The organism is Neobacillus sp. Fa239, assembly GCF_055395235.1.
Map to the genome: position 1 here is coordinate 4,539,180 of NZ_AP041611.1, position 19,232 is coordinate 4,558,411.

Sequence of the window (19,232 nt, forward strand, 5' to 3'; positions counted from 1 at the left end):
TATTTAACTTTTTATAAAAAAATCTCCACTTCTGGATAAGTGGAGATTTTCTCTTTCCGTAATTTGATTTAAATAACCGTTCGGATTTTTTTCCTGCCATCTCCACGAGTCTGCACACATTTCATCAATATCTTTAATCGCATTCCAGCTTAGCACCTGTTCTGCTTTTAAAGGATTTGCATAACATACAGCTGCATCACCAGGTCTTGCTTCAACAATCTTATATGGTACCTTTTTCCCCGAGGCCTTCTCAAAAGCTGATATCATTTCCAAAACACTATATCCCTTTCCAGTACCAAGATTAAATGCTTGAACACCTGTAGAATTTGAAATCTGTTTAAGTGCTTTCAAATGACCTGCTGCCAAGTCCACTACGTGAATATAATCCCGGACACCCGTTCCATCTCGGGTTGGATAATGGTTTCCAAAAACATTTAATTCCCTCAGCTTACCAATAGCAACTTGTGTAATGTACGGCATTAGGTTATTTGGTATACCATTTGGATCCTCGCCAATTAAACCACTCTTATGAGCACCGATAGGGTTAAAGTATCTCAAAAGAGCTATACTCCAATCATTATCAGATGCATATAAATCTCGTAAAATCTCTTCAACCATGAGTTTCGTCCGCCCATATGGGTTTAAAGCTTCTAGAGGGAAATCCTCCGAAATTGGAAAGCGTTCCGGCATTCCATAAACGGTTGCTGATGAACTGAAAACAAGTTTTTTCACTTTATTTCTTTTCATCATCTCACATAGGACAAGGGTGCCAGTTATATTGTTTTGATAATATTTAAGTGGAACATTGACTGATTCACCAACCGCTTTTAATCCAGCAAAGTGTATGACTGCCTCAATATCATTCTCTGTAAATATATTAGACATCTTTAACTCATCAAGTAAATCCACATTATAACATGTAAATTCACGACCAGTAATTTCTCTTATTCGATTTAATGACTCCGGTTTGCTGTTCATAAAGTTGTCAAGGACGACAATTTCAAAACCGGCATTCAATAATTCCACACATGTGTGGCTTCCTATGTAACCCGCTCCTCCTGTAACTAGAATAGCCATAATATCACCTCACCTTAAATTATGATTCAATTAAGTTATACAATTTTTCTACCTCATTCTCATTTCCATATTCCATTGAAAGCGTATTAGATATAAGTTTATTTCTAAGACTTTCATCATCCATTAACTTTTGAATCCCTTTAACAATACCAGGAACATCTTGGGAAGTGATTAAAGCATCTATTCCGTCCTTAGCCTGGCTCTTAGCTGTTGGAAAATTAGTTATCACAATTGGCTTTCCCAAAATTTGAGCTTCCCTAACAGTAACAGCCTTCCCTTCATATCTTGAAGGCTGCACGTAAATATCACATGCTTTAATATACGGATACGGATTAGTCTTTTTCCCCAATAGGTGGAAACATTCTGTCAAATCTAATAAACTTATAAGTTCTCTTAATTCATTCTCAAGTGGACCATAACCAACTACATACCACTCGACATCATACCCTAAGTTCACCAATTCCTTGCATGCCTTAATTGCATGATCTAAGCCCTTTGCATGTGAAAGACGGCCTACTGTTAATAACATGGTTTTTCCAGGAATCTTTTTCATATCTACTGGTGCATTATCATTGGCCTGTTTTCTTATTATTACTGGTGAAAGAATATTCTCAATAACTGTTGTTTTTTGTTTTAATTCCGGGAAAATATTCATAAATGTATTTGAGCATTCATCTGAAACAGCGACGATATGATCAATTTTTTTCCACATCTTAGATTCCATTTTTCTATTCACATTGATATTGGAATAGTCTGTATGAATCCAGCCAATCCTTTTTTTCGCTTTAACTTTTTCCCCGATAAAATGATGTGGCCATAGGAAACCTATGGCCACATCATACTCTTTATTTAATTTAGGTAAGAATCGGTTGGACAATTCCCATCCATATTGAATAACAAGATAGCCTGGTTCATCAAATCTATTTAGTTTCCCATAAAAGGAACCCATAATTTTTGCCATCATTCTTGATAAAGCAATAGGATAATGTCCTTGTTTTGCAATTTGCTTGATTGGCATCCTGAAGGTGGTGTAGGCTGAAATTTCCGGGAGCAGCTTTGGACCTGACTGCAGTAATGAAAGGAATTCACCTTCATGTTTAAATAACATTAAATCTACATCATATTTTGTATAATCGATATGGCTCAATAACCCAATTAGGCTTCTTTCCACACCACCTATCGCTAAATCAAAAGATGAAATTAATATTTTTTTCTTCATTATGTAGTCCCTCGCATAATAAAAATCAAAAGGTTCTCTCAGTTCATTTTGCTTACTCCATATAAATCGAACCAATCATTGAGATTATTTTGAATGTTATAGCCTTTCTTGGATACATTTTCAACAATTATATTAGTTTTTGGTCTTTCCCAATTTGTCGCCTCCTTTACTTTGCTACACCAAACATCAAGGCTTTCATTTAGGTTAACAAAAGTCACTAACCCTAATCCCATATCAGTTGTTTTTGGAACAGTATCAGAAATGACACATGGGGTTCCAGAAGACTGTGCCTCAATGGTTACAATTCCGAACCCTTCAAACCTCGATGGAAATAGAAAAACATCAAAAGCTTTCATAAGTCTAGGGATATCAGTTCGTATTCCTAACAATCTTATATGTTCAGATATGCCTAGTTTTTTTGCTTCCTCCTCAATTTGTGTTCTTAATGGACCATCTCCTATTAGTAAAACAAAATAACTTTTGTCCTCATCTAACAATCTTTTCAAAACCTTTAATATTAATGAATGATTTTTTGATTCTGAAAATCGTCCGACATGTCCAATTATTTTGGAATTAAATGGTAATCCAAACTCATTAATTATCTCATCTTTACAACGAATTCCATATTTTGTGAATTCGTTGATATCAATTCCATTTTTAATTATGCTCACTTTTCCATTTTCAACCAGCCTATTCCCAAAAAGAAATTGTGCTGCTTCATAACTGCAACTACAATAATGTGAAGCAAACAACCTAATAATTGATTGAAGAACTTTGAAGGTAACAACTTCTGTTATTTGATTTCCTTTTGGCCAATTATTACTGTGCGAGTGGCAAATCCGCCTATTAATACCAGCTATTCTTGCTGCCAATGCAGGAATTCCAGCTTGAAAGTCTGTATGGGAATGAACAGCTGCAAAATTATTTGATTTCATGATTTTTACTAATTCTTTAATATATGAAATAGGACCAAGCTGACCCAAACTAGAAACTTTAAATATTCTCCCACCTAAATTAATAATCTCTTCTTCATAATCTCCGATTTGATTTGAATGTGAGAGAAAATCAAACTGGACCTTTGTTCTATCAAGTTTCCTATATATATTCATTAATAATGTTTCTGCTCCGCCACGTTCCATCGAGCTTACAACATGTAATATTCTTTTGGGCACTTGTTCCACATTCTTCACCCCCCTGCAACGTGAATATAATTACTTTGATAGATTATATTTAATGAAATTACACTCTCGTAATAGTAATAAAAAAGATAGCAAATTAGGAGGGTATAATATATTATCTTGCGATCCCTTTTCGTAAAAAGCTTTACAATCCAAGAAATTAGGATTAGTTCATATAAACTGAAATAGATAGAAAATCTTGCGAATATCCAATTTTTAGTTGAAATGATCATAAAGACAAATCCAATCATGGTCATATTCACAATATAGTCACTTTGAGGAAATATCTTTCTAAGCTTATCTCTTCCAAAGAATGCAATTAAAAGAGGCACACCATCAACTGCAACTCTGAGGATATTTGCTCCACCTTCATTAAAGTTTTGGTAATGACCGAATTCGGTGTCCTTTAAGGCAGAAAATAACACCGAAGAAAATTTATCGAAACCAAATACAATGACCACAGAAAATAATAACAGAATAAAAGTGGCTTTTGACCACGCCTTGAACCTAACCATAAAATAAATTGGAATTAATACAAAAGCACTTTCATGAATAGTGGAAGCGAGAAGTACAATGACCATGTACTTCAACCAATTGCCATTAATTAAATACTTTGTTGCAGTAAAAACAATCGCAGCTGCCAAACACTGTCTCAACCCATTCATTGAAACTAAAAATAATCCACCTGTAATATAAACGTACATACTAAGTTCAAACATTCTTGAGTATTTGTATAAAACAAGCACAATTAATATATTAGTTATTATTGCAGTTGTTAATATCAAAATTTGTGGATCATTCGAATACCTTTTTAATATCATTTGCAGAATCCCAAATCCAATTTCTTTTTGGGTAGTGATAAATTTCCAAGTATAATCATTCGTTTCAAATGAATGTTTATAAAAGTATGTGTCCCCTATATTAGAACGGAGTCCTGAAATCATAGCTAGTGATAACATTGCACCAAACGCTAACAGTTTATTAGGCCTTATTGGAACAGAAGCAAATGGATCATAGGAAGGAACTGCAAAATATCTTGAAAAAAAAGACAAAATAAAAACTATGGCTAAGTTGATCCATAGAATAGTCATATATTTTTTCCTTTCAATGTTCTTTTAAACTGCTAATTTGTTACGGTTGTCTTTGTTTTCTTTTTGATATAAAAATATAGTAGAATTCCAAACGGAGTAGCTAAAAAAGTTAGCCCTTTAGCTGGTGTTTCCATTAAAAACTTCTTATTACTTATCATTAAACTACTTGAAACAAAATGGATCGCCTGTCTAAATTTAAACGTTACACTTGTAAAGGGTAACTTCATTAGCTCCTTACGATAAAAGGCAAATCCTCTTGGGTTCCTTCGATACTGATTAATCATATTTAGCGATGAACCATCTGTGAGATATTCAACACAACATATCACTTCATTCATTAAAAGCATTTCATACTTTTTATCGAGCATATAATATTTGTAGGCCAATCCCACATATTTCTCACTATTAAATATTGGATATGGGAACATCCTCGTTAATTCAGTACGATAAACTAGTTTTTTATCACCACTTACCCCATACTTGTAATAAAGGTTAAACAAAGTTGAACGCTTCATTTCTTCAGGTAAACTTGTTCCTATAATCCTATTATCAGTATCGGAATCAAGCCCAATAATGCCACTTACTTTCTCACTTCCATACTTTCTCCAAAATACTGTAATCTTTTCAATAGCTTGATCTGGCATGTAGTCATCAGAGTCTATACATACATTTAGTTCTGTATCGATGATTTCATAGGCAGTATTATGCGCACCGTGCATCCCTTGGTTTTCCTGCCAATGATATTTAATTTCAATTTTATTCTCAGCAATCCATTCTCTGACTAATTCCTTTGTATGATCAGTCGATCCGTCATCAATGATTAGCCAAACAAAATCTTTACTTGTTTGACGAAGTAGGCTTTGATAACAGTTATGTAGGCAATAGGCCCGATTATATGTTGGAGTAAACACCGTTATCATTTTCATACTCTCACCCCGATATGCTTAGGTAAAAATTTTCTATATTTCCTGCTGTTTCTTTTATATTATACCCATTCTTAGAAATTGATTTTGTAACAATCCCTCTGTTAAACCTTAAGGGTTCGATATATTTTAGCTTTTGAACCCATCGGGTTTCGTTTATAGGTGGTAGGAAATCCACTAAATTACAGCCAAGATCAACTTCCTGTGAAATTTTATCTGATAAGAGGCAAGGTAATCCTGCGCATTGTGCCTCAATTAGCGAAACAGGCAATCCTTCATGAAAAGATGGAAAAACGAATACATCAAATGCTTGAAGAATACGATTGATATCACTACGGATTCCAACAAACTTTACTTTGTCTACTAAGTTAAATGTCTGAACTTTTTTCTCAATCTCAAAACGTAACGGTCCGTCTCCCACTAAAACCAACACAGCATTGTTATTAACTTTGCTAAACTTTTCAAAAACATCAATAAGGAAAGAATGATTTTTTTGATGGGTAAATCTCCCTACATGGCCTAAAACAAATTTATTTGTTAACTGTAATTCACCTCTCACTTCGTTTCTAATTTGTTGATTAAAAGTAAATTGATTAAGATCAATTCCATTTTTTAGAATTTTCGCTTCTCTTGCTTTCCATTTAAATAACCAGTGAGCTGCACTTTGTGAACATGCCAACAGATTCGTTGCATTTGAGAAAATAAGATTACCAATATACCATTTATAAACCCTTGCACCGAATCCTCCCTCACTGCTAGTATTATGGCTATGTGAAATCCTAATTGAAATTCCAGCATGTTTAGCAGCACGTAGTACTAAGCCAGTCATTTTGTCCATATGTGAATGAACCACTTTATATTGATTATTTGCGATGAAAAAGTTGTTAAGTTCTTTTTTATATCTAAAGTGTCCGACGTCGGAAATATAAGGTATCCTATGAACAATTCCACCCATCTTAACTATTTCGGAGTCAAATACCCCCTCTTTACATGTCAAAAAGTCAAATTGAACCTTCGCTCTATCGATATTCCGATACAAATTCATTATTAATGTTTCTGCACCTCCCCGGTTCATATTGACAACAACATGCAATATCCTCAGTGGACTGCCCACAACACATCCTCCATTTCTCCCATTTCAGTTTTATAAATTTCACTTTTTTCTTCTAATACCTTATAAATGCTGTATTTTGCGTGTACAATGTTCCGCCCATGCAAACCAAGTAAAGTACGTAAATCTTTGTTTCTTGCGAGAATCTTGATCCTGTTTGAGAATTCCTCTGGGTTATTTTTTATGATCCAGCCGTTATATTCATTTTCGACAAGTTCCCGATGCCCACGGTTATCATTGGCAATGACCGGCAATCCACATGCCATTGCTTCCATAATATTGACTGGAAGCCCTTCTCTTAGGCTAGAAGCCACTGCTGTATCGCTCATTTTTAAATAGTCAGAAATGTCATTTCGATAACCAAGAAAATCTATCATATGACTTACTCCTAATTTAACAGCCAGGTTTTGGCATTCCTTAAGTAATGGTCCTTCTCCAGCTAGCAAAAGCTTTGCATTTGGGACAACTTGTTTAATAAGCGCAACTGATTCAATTAATAATTTTTGATTTTTATTTTTATTAAATTCAGCAGCGTAAAACATTAAAAAATCATCGGTTTTATACCCGTGATTTTTCCTTAATAAAGCTTTTTGTGTCTCTTCAGCCGGTCGAAAAAGCTCTGTACTTATTCCAACACCATGCACATGCCGGATTAATCCAGCTTTAAATTTGTGTTTTTCTGCAAGATTAAAATCCTCTTGGTTAATCGTAATGAGGCAGTCTGTATATAGTGCCAGAAATTTTTCAATAGGATAATAGAGCAGCCAATTAAATAATGGAGCTCCTTTACAAAAATGAAAGCCGTGAGCAGTATAAAGAACTTTTGTCCCTTGCTTCCTAGCCCTCCTGGCAGCAAACCGTGTAAGTACACCACCTATTGGAGTATGACAATGAATTATTTTATATTGGTTTTTGTAAATAATTGATTTCAGTTCTTTATATGCTAAGATGTTACTTTTATTAAAAGGAGACCTTTGAATGGGAATATTGTACTTTTTATCAACAAAAGGAAGCTCGATATCCCCAAAAGCAGCAACATGAACCTCCCATCCTTGATCTTTAAACCATTTTAAATATGGCAAATGAAAAGCTTTAAAATGATAATCCACAGTTGCACAGAATAATACCCTTTTTCGCATGAAACCATCCACCTATTAATCTTTTTTCTTAAACAGAAACTGAAAGTTCTGGTTTTATCGCCCCATTGTAATTTGCAAGTGACAGGAGCCGCTCTCGAATTTCCTTTTTATTGAGACTTGCGTATGTTGCGATGATCTCTTCTATTTCTTGAATATAGAGTTCTGAAGTTTTTCCAATATAAATCTTTGGATAAATTTGCAAGTCATGAATTTCATCCTCTTTTAAAAGCTCCTCAAATAGCTTTTCTCCAGGTCTCATACCCGAGAATTCAATTTCAATTTCTTCGATGGAATTACCTGATAGTTTTATTAAGTTCTTAGCCAAGTCAACAATTTTCACTGGATCTCCCATATCTAAAACAAAGATTTCGCCACCCTTTGCAAGTGCTCCAGCTTGAAGGACAAGTCTTGATGCTTCTGGAATTGTCATAAAGTAACGAATCATATCAGGGTGCGTAACCGTGACGGGCCCACCCTTTTCAATTTGCTTTTTAAATAATGGAATTACACTGCCCCTGCTCCCTAAAACATTTCCAAAGCGAACAGCAACAAATTTCGTACCACTTTCTTTATCCATTTTCTGAATAATCATTTCAGCAAGCCTTTTGGTTGCCCCCATCACACTTGTTGGATTAACAGCTTTATCCGTTGAAATCATCACAAAGGTTTTAACCCCATTCCAGCTTGCAGCCTTTGCTGCATTCATCGTTCCAATAATGTTATTTTTGATAGCTTCTTCAGGGTTAGCTTCCATTAATGGAACATGTTTATGAGCAGCAGCATGATAAACAGTATCAGGTTGATATGTACTCATAACTGACATCATCTTCTTAGCGTCCTGCAAATCTGCAATCACAGGGACAAAATCGATTTCTGCATTTTTATGGGTTTCTTTTAATTCCATCTCGATGGAATAAATACTGTTTTCACCGTGCCCAAGCAATACTAATTGTTTAGGATGAAATTTTGAAATTTGCCTGCAAATTTCTGATCCAATGGAGCCACCTGCTCCAGTAACTAAAACGATTTTATTAGTAATATTTTCTGAAATGCTATCAATATCTAATTCAACCGGATCACGGCCAAGTAGATCCTCTACTTGAACATCACGAAATTGATTTACTGATACCTTTCCTGTCATTAAATCCTCAAGCATTGGCAGAATTTGCGTTTTGGCACTGGTTTTCACACATTCCTGAAAAATGAAATTTAATTCTTTCTTACTTAGTGATGGGATTGAAATAACAATGTTATCAATATCAAAATCTTTCACAATAGTCTCAATCTCTGTAATTCCACCGAAGACGGGTATTCCTAAAATATCCAGCTTATGTTTTTTTTCATCATCATCAATAAATCCTACTGGCAATAGGTCGGCTTCATTATTATTGTGAAGCTGTCTAGCAACCATCATCCCTGCAGACCCAGCACCCACAATTAGTGTTCTCTTTTTATTTTTATCTTGATGTAAATAGGAATCTCTGTACATTCTCCAGCAAAACCGAGAACCACCTATTAGTGATAAATTTAGCAACCATGTTACGATGAGTAGACGGAGGAAAATTTGATGAATCACGATTTCTTGTGCAACAGCAGCGATAACAATGGAAGCTGTCACAGCCTTTAAAATACTTATTAACTCCCCAATACTTGCATATTCCCATGCTTTTTTATACAAATGAAATTTTAATGATAGGAGATGATGACTCAGTAAAATGACTATTGAACTTATGACAATTGGAAATGTAATTACATAAAATGTTGCATTTACTAAAAATCGACTAAAAAAAATAGCAGTTAAAACAATGCAGGAATCAATAAATATAAATAATGATAACCTTTGCCGATAAGTCATACTCCCCCACCTTTTATAAGTCCTAATCTACTTTTATACTTCTTAACTTGATTGCGCTCTCGATTAACTTTTTAATATCTTCAAGCTGCTCCTTTGGAGCATCCTGCTTAATGTACCGTACTGCCCTTTTAATCGATTTTGGGTATTGATCGAAATTTTTCATTTTCACAACTCCTTAGATTAAAAAATGTTAATGATACGCTCTTTAAGAAGAACGCATGATTAATATTTTTTAAAAGTTGGGCATCTAACCCATCCTCACATCACACTCTCGACGACTTGCGTCTAAGGTCCAATAGACCCACAGCGTGACCGAGTACCTCCATTGATAGTGGAAAGGAGACATTACCAATATCCAAAAATATATTTTAAAAACAAAGTGGTTCTTAATAGAGAACAGATGGAACAAAAAAAATTCCCTTACTTCCTTACTCTCAAAAGTTATTGATTTAAAACAACACCGACTAGCTTGGCCTTAGCAAATTCTAATACTTTTTTTGCTTCAGCAGCTTTTTCTAATTTTGTTTTGCCATTTTTTATGATCAAGATAACTCCATCACATTGATTTGCTAAAATCTTTGTATCAGTCACCTCAAGAATCGCATTGGAATCTATTAATATAGTGTCGTATAATTGTGTGGCTTTCTTCAGCAGATCCTGCATCATTTGTGAACCTAATAATTCAACTGGATTAAATGGAACCAATCCGCTTGATAAAAGATCAAGTCTCCAAATCTCAGTATGATGAACGGCCTCCCCAAACGATAATCTTCCAGTTAAAACATCTGTTAATCCATTTGAGTTTGGTATTTTAAAAAAGGAATGCAAGGAAGGGTTCCTTAAATTTGCGTCAATTAAGAGAACCTTTTTCTTTTGTTGAGCAATTGACACTGCTAAGTTAGCCACAGTTGTCGATTTCCCTTCTCCATCACCTGGTGAAGTAACTAAAAAGGTTCGACTTTTTTGTTCAGCCAACATGAATTTGATATTAGTTTGAATCGTTCGGAATTGTTCCGAAATGATTGAATCGGGATGACAGTAGGTAATGATAGTTCTTTTTTTGGTTGCTGCTAATTCCCTCCTTTTACTTACCAATAGTCTCACCTCTCAATTCTAATTCAAGCTGCATATTATTAGATTTCCTTTTCACATTCTTTTTGTTTGCTTTTGGTACTCTTCCTAGTACGGGCAGTCCTAATAGTGATTCTATTTCTCGCTCAGAACGAATTTTATCGTCCAACGATTCTAATAAAAACGCTAAACCAATTCCAAATGCCATTCCACCAATAATCGCTGCAATTAACTTGCTATTGCTATTGCTTTGATTAATTTGATTATAGTTTACTTTAGCATTTGATAATAGCCTTACATAGTCTTTCCCAACTATATTAGGAACTTCATCCTTAAATACTTTCGCTGTCGTATCCGCAATTCTTGCAGCTTGATTTGGATCTTTATCTACAACACTAATACTAACAACTTGGGAACTATCAACACTCGCTACACTAATTTGGCTGGACAACGCTTCAGCTGATATATTTAAACCTAATTCTTTAATCACTTTATCTAAAATGGTTGAATCTTTTACAATGACCTGGAGAGTTGTTCTAGATTCTTCGTCGGCTCCTATTATAACTCTAGAAGATGAACTATAAAGTGGAACCGGCTTGGAGCTGCTTTGAGCTACCCCGATTAAACCAGCTAAAATGGTAATTATTGCTATAATCCAAAATCGTCGCTTAATCACCTGAAATAATTCTTTTAAGTTAATATCTTTGGCTTTTCTTTTTCCCATATTGTTAAATTGATCGAAGCTATTCATTAGACCACCTTTTTTGTAAAGTTTTTATTTACTAATATTCGTTCTAGATAATGAACATTTATTTTTAAAAAAACAATTCAGTGTTCATCACTAGGATTGTTTCGAAGTTTTCATTAAAATAATGTAAGTGAAAACTTTATATTAATAATATAGTTCTTTATAGAGAACATGTCAATTAAAAAACTTATATATTCCTTGTTAATTAATTCTCATAAAAGGTGGTATATTCAAAATCAAACACTAACTCCCATTTGCTTACTTAGCAAACTACTAAATACTCCCCTTTTTTCACTTGCCAGTTGATTAAATTGACCTTGTTGAATCACCATTCCTTGATCCAATACAATGACTTGGTCTGCATTTCGGATGGTGGATAGTCGATGAGCTATAACGATTACCGTCATTGTTCCTTTCAACTTGTCAATTGCTTTTTGAATTTTAGCTTCATTCTCGGTATCTAAAGAACTTGTAGCTTCGTCTAAAAATAGAATTGATGGTTTCCTAAGGATTGCTCTCGCTAATACTAACCTCTGACGCTCTCCTCCAGAAAGCCTTATACCTCTATCACCTATCAATGTGTCAATTCCTTCAGGGAGTTTTCTGATAAACTCAGATGCAGAGGAGAATTCTAGTGCTTCCCATATTTGTTCCTCATTTGCATCAGGACACATCAATAATAAGTTATCTCTCACAGACGAATTAAACAGGAAAGGATCCTGTGCTACATAGCCTATAGAACGTCTTAATGACATAAGATTTTCACCTGTAAGTGGTATTCCATCCAAAAGGACCTGACCATCCTCTGGCTTATTAAGCCCCATTAATAAGTCAATTAAAGTACTCTTTCCTGCACCTGATAGTCCAACAATGGCTGTCATTTGATTTGATGGTATGAAAACATTAATATTTTGAAGTGCAAATGTAGTTTGATTCGAATCATAACGAAAAGATACATCCCTACACTCTATTCCATTTTTAATGAATAATGGTTTTAGATTCGAATAGGAATTTTCATTTATTTCTTTTGCATCCAAACATTCATTTTGCAATTTTATTAATTGTTTAAATGAAGGCATAATAGATCCTAATTGTTCTAAATTATCTTGGATTCCGCTAAATCTAGGCCATAATCTTGAAAAAATTGCTACAATTAACATCAACTGTACTGGTTGTGCCTGGAATATTTTTATTGAGAAAAGGGCAAACCCTGCCAAAATAAAAGCTGATACAACTTTATAAATTAATTGAGATATGGTACTCAATTTGACGCTTTCTAATACATTTTTCTCTATTTTTAAACCTAATGTATTTACCCATTCAATGTGAGTTTGTTCAAGTGTATTACTTTTAATATCCTTAATTCCATTAAAGTGGTCTGTTATCCCAGCTAAATAGGCTTTTCCTAATTTAATATTCTCTTCACTAATTTCACTATTCCTCTTTATAAGCCTTCGAGAAAGGAAAATAATTGTAAATCCAAAAATCAATGTAACTATTGTTAATTGAGCAGACAACCATAGAGCAATTCCAATCTGAATTAAGGTATAAATAAAGCCTGCAATGAATTGAAGAAACATTTGAGTGCCGCCGCTTACCCGAGCAATTTCAGTTATCATTAAATTAATGATATCAGATTTCCTTTTTTTCAAGAATAAGCCCCAGTTTGATTGAACTAAGAGCCTATATGTCTCTTCCCTAAGATGCATTAAATATCCATATTGTATTTTAGTGTTAATAAGCGTTTGCTTTCGCTGTAATAGACTCTGCCCTACAATTAGCAAAATATAGCTAATTAATATAATTAACAGACTTATATCTTTAGGTATGCCTAAAAAAATATTTTTAATCCAAGATAATGCTTCAATGTCTCCATAAGGAACGTTAAATATCCCTGTTATGCTTATCAGTGGAACTAAAAGGAAAATCCCAATTCCTTCAAATAAGCTGATCAATATCATTCCTAAAAGGTTAATATAAAGAATCTTTCCTGCGAATGAATGAATACTTTTTATGAAATGCCAAAAAGGTCCCATTTCTACTTCCTCCTAGGGTAACGCATGTTTCTTTGTTTTTCTCCATATCCATAAAAAAGGACGTAATGGAAAATATAATATATGAAGTTTTTTGGGTAAGGGTAATGTTTCTACATCAAGGGGATAAGGATATAAAAAGCTTAGGAAATATAGACACCTTTGGCTCATCGTCATTAAACAAAACAAGTGCTTCTTATGATAAACATCAACATCCTTAGGTACTGGTTCAGTATGTAAATCTAACATTCTCTCCAAATAAAAAATAGCCGCTTGTGCCAGCTTTTGAGGGTTTCTTCCCTTAACTATATATTCCATTTCTTTATAAATGGGAGTATTTAGTAAACATGATGATAACACCATTGCTTGCCCCCCTGCAGGAAGGTAATGATGTCTTCTTAATTCTTTAATAAGATAATTCCAATTTAAATCCTGTTTTATCATTTGATTTATATCCAATAACCATCGAAGGCGAAACCAACCATGTCGGGATCCATGTGAAACAAGAAATAAAAATAAATCCTCTCTCCCTAAAAAGTAAATAGGATTATTGGTGAGTGAGCTTTTTCTTTTTTTCTCCCACAATTCCTTAAAACTTGGACCACCTCCTGGAAAAGGATTCAGTCTCCAGTGAATTTCTACATTTATTCTCTTTATTGGGTTGAAATATTCAATGTGATGATTTCTCCACTTCCAATCATCTAATGACATATTAATATAATCTCTTTTTATATATCCTTCTTTTTGAAGAAGTTTATCAGCATTTTCTAATTCGTGAATTGAAACAAGAATATCTAAGTCCTTGCAAGTTCGAAGGGAAATATCTCCATATAGATCTTTTGCTAGTACCGGGCCTTTTAAAACAAGCATTTGGATTTGATTTTCATCGAAAACATTACCTAAATATTCCATTTCTCCGCTTAAATGTAGCATTTCAAAGGTATTCCTCTTATATGCATCACCAAGGTGTTGAATTATAAATGGAGGAATAAAATCTACCGCTAGCCTTTTTACATTTTCATAAAGTAATGGATAAATCCGATGATGAAATGCAAGCTCTTGAAAGTACTGCCAATCAATATCTTGGAGCTCTTCTATTAATTCAATTTTATCTTCTGTTTTTAAAAGATTAAGTATTAATTTTAGCTCTTTGGGAATGGTGTCTAAATTGAGATTCAATTTTTTCTTCATGGTTCCACCTTCAAACTCCTAATTTCTTTAGCAAATTTGCTTACAACAATAAACTTATGCATCACTTCATAGCCGGTAATATAAAATGGCCCACTTCGCAACCATGCATGGGCAACTAGCTTTCCAGTCTCATCTTTTGCAGTTCCTAAATACAGTGTGCTTTCAATTTTACGTCTTTCAAGCATTTTCATTGCAGCTATTGCTTTTACTAAACACATAGATTCCCAAAATGTATTAAGACTCATAAGATTTACAGCATGAGAAATATCTTTTAACACCTGTATTCTAGATTCATCTACATTAAAGGATGTCTCTTCCATATACTTTCCAAAGGAAGGAGCAACTTTTGAAAATGACATACTTTTAAGTAACCGAGCCCAGCCAAGGAGAAAAAAAGCTTCTAACATTAAAAGCTTTGTATTTTTTTTTAGTAACAAAAAAGCTTTCACTTTTCTAAAAATATCCATTCAGCGTCCCTACTTCAACAAATTTTTTGGACTATAAAACTGTTGTTTCGATTAACCCTTCCTCTAATAGATGTTCTAAAAAGAAAATAACTTGTTCTTCGCATTCAGACCTTTCAACATTAAACTTTGAAAGCAACTTTGATATTATATGATTTATTGCAACTGACTCTTCAATAAGTTCCCAAATTTCACCGCCAATTTCACCTAAATTGTAATATTTTCCTTTACTCACACTTAACATAACTTTTTCTCCGCCCATATTACTTACGATATTGCCTTTTACTTGGGAAACAGTTTGGTTTAATGAAATACTTTTATACATTATTTGACCTCCTTGTTTATTATATTTAAGATTGTTGATATTAATTTATTGGTACTAAATTCATGAATTGGTCTTTTTATTGAATAGACTTCCATCTTTTCAAGTATTCTTGTGGTGGTATGAAAATGCCATTCCATCAGCCCTAAATCCTGAATTAGAAAATTTCGAAAGGTATGATAAAATAATCTATAAAAACTATCAAGTTTTTCAATTTTATTTATTTTAATTTCTTTATCATCCGACTTTACCAATTCAAAAATACCTGCTAAAGGAAGTGGGTTTGAGAAGTAATTTGAATAAACTGGAACTGTATACTTAGTTTCTCTACCATAAATAGAACGATAATTGCTAAAATCCACCCCAAAAATTTCCAAACTCTCTTCCCAAAGTTTCTGATGTGGATATGATGGAGTTACAATAGGTATTAAATTATCATTTGAAATAGACACAGCTATAACATCATCACTTAAAAGTTGGTATCCTTCACTTAAAAATGCTGAGGCAAGTGTTGACTTTCCAGCGCCAGAATCACCTATAATAGCATATGCCTTTCCCTCTATCGCCAAGCAACTCCCATGTAAAGGATATATCTTTCTTTGCATCAGGATTGCACTCATACAAGTTCCAAGGAGATAAAGCCGTACAACATCCTCATCATATTCTTCCAACGGGGAAATAACTATTTTTTTTCCGTCTTGAATGTAAAAGGTTGCAATTGTGGGGACCCGAAATAAAACTTTATTTTCAAAAATTTTAAACTCCTTTTTTATGTGTGATAACTTATTCCAAAGATTTGTTAAATCTTGAATTTTTATTTCTAAATCCGTTGTTTCAACCTTATTTTCTAAAGTGGGTAACTCAGGTAATAGAATTTCACTATTAATAATTAGTCCAAAAGCTTTATATACTAGCTTTGTTTTAGTATTTTGCATTCTTTTCACTCCAAAATATCCATGGTTAAATTAAAAGCCCTTATTTTTCTATTGATAAGGGCTCTTAACACTGATTTTTAAATAACCTCGTTCTACAAGGTTCCGTATGTATGGTACCTTGTGAATTTAATAGCTTTATTCTTTACTTTTAATTTTTAACTGTGAAAAGTTAGATCTTTTTGAGGAGTATCCTGTGGAAATGCCTTATCAGTATATTGTCCATCTCCTCCAAGTCTTGTCATTTTAACATCTAACACTTCCAAAACTGGTTTTTGCCAATCTTTTTTCATACTATCACCTCCTTTCAAGAAAATTGTTTTATAAATCGATAGAGTATTAGGCTACGCATTAATATTTTATAGCTAGGGTCAGGTGCTCTTTCAATTCTAGGTTTTTCATCGAGACTTTTAATGGCTGCCTCAATCTCTTGAACATTTAAAAATTCTAAAACTCTTTCATCTTTCCTTAGCATTTCAATTTCATTTCTAAATGAATTCCAGTGCGGCACCATTCGATGAACCCAGTCAGCACCTTGTACCCCTCGTATTCGTTGATTTAATCTAACCTTATCAGGCAAATAATTTTTAGTTGCCCGTCTAATCAGTGCTCGGTCTAAACCATTTTGCACGTACTGCTCCTCTGGTACAGATAAACAATATTTAATCACCCTCATATCATTGGTCGGGTCACGACTCCATAATGGATAGCGTAGTGACAATTTTGCAGAAAGAGAGTTCCCTGCATTCCATTGGAAAACATCACTAAAATGTCTCTTTCTCTCATTAAAAAGATCTGAATTATTAAACCACCCGGTTTCACCAATTCCCTTTTTTTTAAGTCTATCAAATACACCTGTTCTCTCTGCAAATTCAATATTTATAAGCTTAGGAAGCTTATAACCTTTATAATTAGGATTTATACGATCAATAATAGGAAAAGCTGTTCTTGCGATAATGGGCAACCTGCCAAGTCTAGGTCCACCAACTTTTCGACAATATTGATCCAGTTCTTTATAAAGATGAATCCAGTTTAATTTCTTTAAAAGTAGAGAATAATAATCCATTGCATAACCCCATGAAATAGAAAAATTCCCTCTATCTCCATTAAGTAACACACCCATTCCTTCTTCATAAGCTTTTTCAAACATCCCTTTTATCCAGAAAGAGTTTTCAAAAAATTTATAGGGTGTTTCTAATAATTCTAGAAAACTATCAATTTCGGAATACGAGTCTTTTCCTTCAAAATCTAAATAGTGATCTTCAATTCCTCCAACGTGTTGTACTGTGGCTTTAATATATGGCCTTTCATCTGCCAACAAATACCTAGGTGTAAAATCTTTAAAATCATTTGGAGGGATATAACTGAAAGTGTGTAATGTTTTGTGTTCTTTTTTTAGTGCTTTAGCTGCGAAACTAACAACAGTTCCAGAGTCCAATCCTCCACTTAATTGGGATCCCACTTTACGATAAGTCCTCAACCTTGACGTAACAGCTCTATGAAATACTTCCTGAAAAGCTTCAATATAATCTTCATCTGACTTTAATTTCAACCTTACCCCTTGAGTCATAGTACAATACCTAGTTAAATTAATATTGCCTTTCTTAACTGTAAAGCTATGGGACGGAGGAATCTGATCAATATTTTTATAAGGAGTTTTTGAGGCATCAACTGCGTCAATCATTCCGCCAATTACCAGATATTCTGCAAGCCACTTTTCATTTAATTCTTTTTTTATATTAGGAAAAGATAATAGTGGATATATGACTGTACAAAACGCAAAATATTGTTGATTGCGATAAAAGTATAGTGTCCTAGCTCCAGAAAAGTCCCTAGCACCAAAAAGTTTCTGTTCTCTCTCGTCCCAAATCACAAAAGCAAAATCTCCAACTAAATACTTTGGAGCATCCTCACCCCATTTATCATAGGAAAGTAGAATAAGCTCACTGTCAGTTATTAATTTTTGTTTGGATTTCTTAATTTGTAGCTTTTCAAATAATTCTTCCCTATTATCAATAATTGCGTCTGCTGTTATGGCCAACTTTCTTTCCTGATCAAAATACGGAAGCTTTTCTCCAATGGATTCCGGGGTAATCCACTGGGCATGGCAGCCAAGAAAGACTTTGTCACTATGCCATGTTTGAACATCATCTGCAGGGAATTTCTCCAATTCCTTCATCGTTCGCATCCCATGTTCAAGATTTATAGGTTCATCGTTTAAATGATAAATTCCAGCAATAGCGCTCATCTTTTCCTCCTGCCAAACTTTACAAGCCTGTATGTATATTTCTACATGCTTTATGCTATAAATTTCATCTTGAAATTATAATTATAACTTTATTAATAGGTTCTTTAAATAGAACACCAAATGCACAATTACCCATAGAATTATAATAATAAATTAATCTCTCTTGATTTTCAGATAAATGAACGAGTAGATATTACTAAACTTATCGCTTTGTTTATCATTAGGTTCTTTATTAAGAACAATCCGTATATCAAAATTATCATCTCTTTTATTTGGTGTCAACTAGTTTATTGGAAATAAATTAGTTTATTTTTTCTGACCGGAAATTCTTATTTTTAAAAAAACAAATTGACACCCCACGCAATTTGTAGTAAATTTTATAAATAATCTAAATATTTATTTCTTATCAAGAGAGGTTGAGGGAATGGCCCTTTGACGCCTCAGCAACCTTCAATGGCTTGTTCATTGAAAAGGTGCTAAGTCCTGCAAATTATTAATTAATTTGCAAGATAAGAAGAATGACGAACCAGTCACACTGACAAAAGTCTTCTTCTTATAGAAGGCTTTTTTATTATATTGTCCCTTTAACGGATTACTGCGATGAATCAACAAGACATAAGACTATGGAGA

The 19,232-nt window shown here is 33.7% G+C and carries 18 protein-coding genes and 1 riboswitch; all 18 genes read right to left on the reverse strand.

What is annotated here, in order from left to right; translation table 11 throughout:
• Nucleotides 1-3: 3 nt before the first annotated feature.
• Nucleotides 4-1,077: a UDP-glucose 4-epimerase GalE gene (gene galE / locus ACZ5XR_RS22530; RefSeq protein ID WP_464498713.1), complete on the reverse strand. Its 1,074-nt coding sequence runs from the start codon at nt 1,075-1,077 to the stop codon at nt 4-6.
• Between the two features lie 19 nt (nt 1,078-1,096).
• Entirely contained in the window at nt 1,097-2,299 is a 1,203-nt protein-coding gene (locus tag ACZ5XR_RS22535; RefSeq protein WP_464502409.1) for a glycosyltransferase, read from the reverse strand.
• Between the two features lie 35 nt (nt 2,300-2,334).
• Complete coding sequence (locus ACZ5XR_RS22540) at nt 2,335-3,435, reverse strand: glycosyltransferase family 1 protein (RefSeq protein ID WP_464502410.1); 1,101 nt, start codon at nt 3,433-3,435, stop codon at nt 2,335-2,337.
• Between the two features lie 47 nt (nt 3,436-3,482).
• Nucleotides 3,483-4,565 (reverse strand): EpsG family protein, encoded by a 1,083-nt coding sequence (locus ACZ5XR_RS22545; RefSeq protein ID WP_464498714.1) that lies wholly within the window; start codon nt 4,563-4,565, stop codon nt 3,483-3,485.
• A gap of 32 nt (nt 4,566-4,597) precedes the next feature.
• Complete coding sequence (locus tag ACZ5XR_RS22550; protein WP_464498715.1) at nt 4,598-5,491, reverse strand: glycosyltransferase family 2 protein; 894 nt, start codon at nt 5,489-5,491, stop codon at nt 4,598-4,600.
• A gap of 4 nt (nt 5,492-5,495) precedes the next feature.
• Nucleotides 5,496-6,602, reverse strand: coding sequence for a glycosyltransferase family 1 protein (locus ACZ5XR_RS22555; protein WP_464498716.1), 1,107 nt, complete (start codon nt 6,600-6,602; stop codon nt 5,496-5,498).
• Complete coding sequence (locus ACZ5XR_RS22560) at nt 6,587-7,738, reverse strand: glycosyltransferase family 4 protein (protein WP_464498717.1); 1,152 nt, start codon at nt 7,736-7,738, stop codon at nt 6,587-6,589. Before ACZ5XR_RS22560 ends, ACZ5XR_RS22555 begins: the two co-directional genes overlap by 16 nt.
• Before the next feature lie 28 nt (nt 7,739-7,766).
• Nucleotides 7,767-9,593 carry a polysaccharide biosynthesis protein gene (locus ACZ5XR_RS22565; protein ID WP_464498718.1) on the reverse strand — a complete coding sequence of 609 codons (1,827 nt, stop codon included), beginning with the start codon at nt 9,591-9,593 and terminating at the stop codon, nt 7,767-7,769.
• Between the two features lie 22 nt (nt 9,594-9,615).
• Nucleotides 9,616-9,756 (reverse strand): hypothetical protein, encoded by a 141-nt coding sequence (locus tag ACZ5XR_RS22570; RefSeq protein ID WP_464498719.1) that lies wholly within the window; start codon nt 9,754-9,756, stop codon nt 9,616-9,618.
• Nucleotides 9,757-10,034: 278 nt separating this feature from the next.
• The gene (locus tag ACZ5XR_RS22575; RefSeq protein ID WP_464498720.1) at nt 10,035-10,697 is read right to left on the reverse strand and encodes a CpsD/CapB family tyrosine-protein kinase; all 663 of its coding nucleotides are present in this window, start codon (nt 10,695-10,697) and stop codon (nt 10,035-10,037) included.
• A complete protein-coding gene (locus ACZ5XR_RS22580; protein ID WP_464498721.1) occupies nt 10,678-11,415 on the reverse strand; it encodes a YveK family protein in 738 nt (245 codons plus the stop codon). Before ACZ5XR_RS22580 ends, ACZ5XR_RS22575 begins: the two co-directional genes overlap by 20 nt.
• 233 nt (nt 11,416-11,648) lie before the next feature.
• Nucleotides 11,649-13,448 carry an ABC transporter ATP-binding protein gene (locus tag ACZ5XR_RS22585; RefSeq protein ID WP_464498722.1) on the reverse strand — a complete coding sequence of 600 codons (1,800 nt, stop codon included), beginning with the start codon at nt 13,446-13,448 and terminating at the stop codon, nt 11,649-11,651.
• 12 nt (nt 13,449-13,460) lie between these two features.
• The gene (locus tag ACZ5XR_RS22590; RefSeq protein WP_464498723.1) at nt 13,461-14,636 is read right to left on the reverse strand and encodes a nucleotidyltransferase domain-containing protein; all 1,176 of its coding nucleotides are present in this window, start codon (nt 14,634-14,636) and stop codon (nt 13,461-13,463) included.
• Nucleotides 14,633-15,103 (reverse strand): lasso peptide biosynthesis B2 protein, encoded by a 471-nt coding sequence (locus ACZ5XR_RS22595; RefSeq protein WP_464498724.1) that lies wholly within the window; start codon nt 15,101-15,103, stop codon nt 14,633-14,635. Before ACZ5XR_RS22595 ends, ACZ5XR_RS22590 begins: the two co-directional genes overlap by 4 nt.
• 31 nt (nt 15,104-15,134) lie before the next feature.
• Complete coding sequence (locus tag ACZ5XR_RS22600; protein ID WP_464498725.1) at nt 15,135-15,425, reverse strand: lasso peptide biosynthesis PqqD family chaperone; 291 nt, start codon at nt 15,423-15,425, stop codon at nt 15,135-15,137.
• Entirely contained in the window at nt 15,425-16,357 is a 933-nt protein-coding gene (locus ACZ5XR_RS22605) for an aldolase (RefSeq protein WP_464498726.1), read from the reverse strand. The genes ACZ5XR_RS22600 and ACZ5XR_RS22605 overlap by 1 nt, the downstream gene beginning before the upstream one ends.
• 155 nt (nt 16,358-16,512) lie before the next feature.
• Nucleotides 16,513-16,647 (reverse strand): paeninodin family lasso peptide, encoded by a 135-nt coding sequence (locus tag ACZ5XR_RS22610; RefSeq protein WP_464498727.1) that lies wholly within the window; start codon nt 16,645-16,647, stop codon nt 16,513-16,515.
• A 14-nt stretch (nt 16,648-16,661) separates the two neighbouring features.
• Entirely contained in the window at nt 16,662-18,602 is a 1,941-nt protein-coding gene (locus ACZ5XR_RS22615) for a lasso peptide isopeptide bond-forming cyclase (protein WP_464498728.1), read from the reverse strand.
• A gap of 400 nt (nt 18,603-19,002) precedes the next feature.
• A riboswitch (SAM riboswitch) is annotated at nt 19,003-19,118 on the forward strand.
• Nucleotides 19,119-19,232 lie beyond the last annotated feature (114 nt).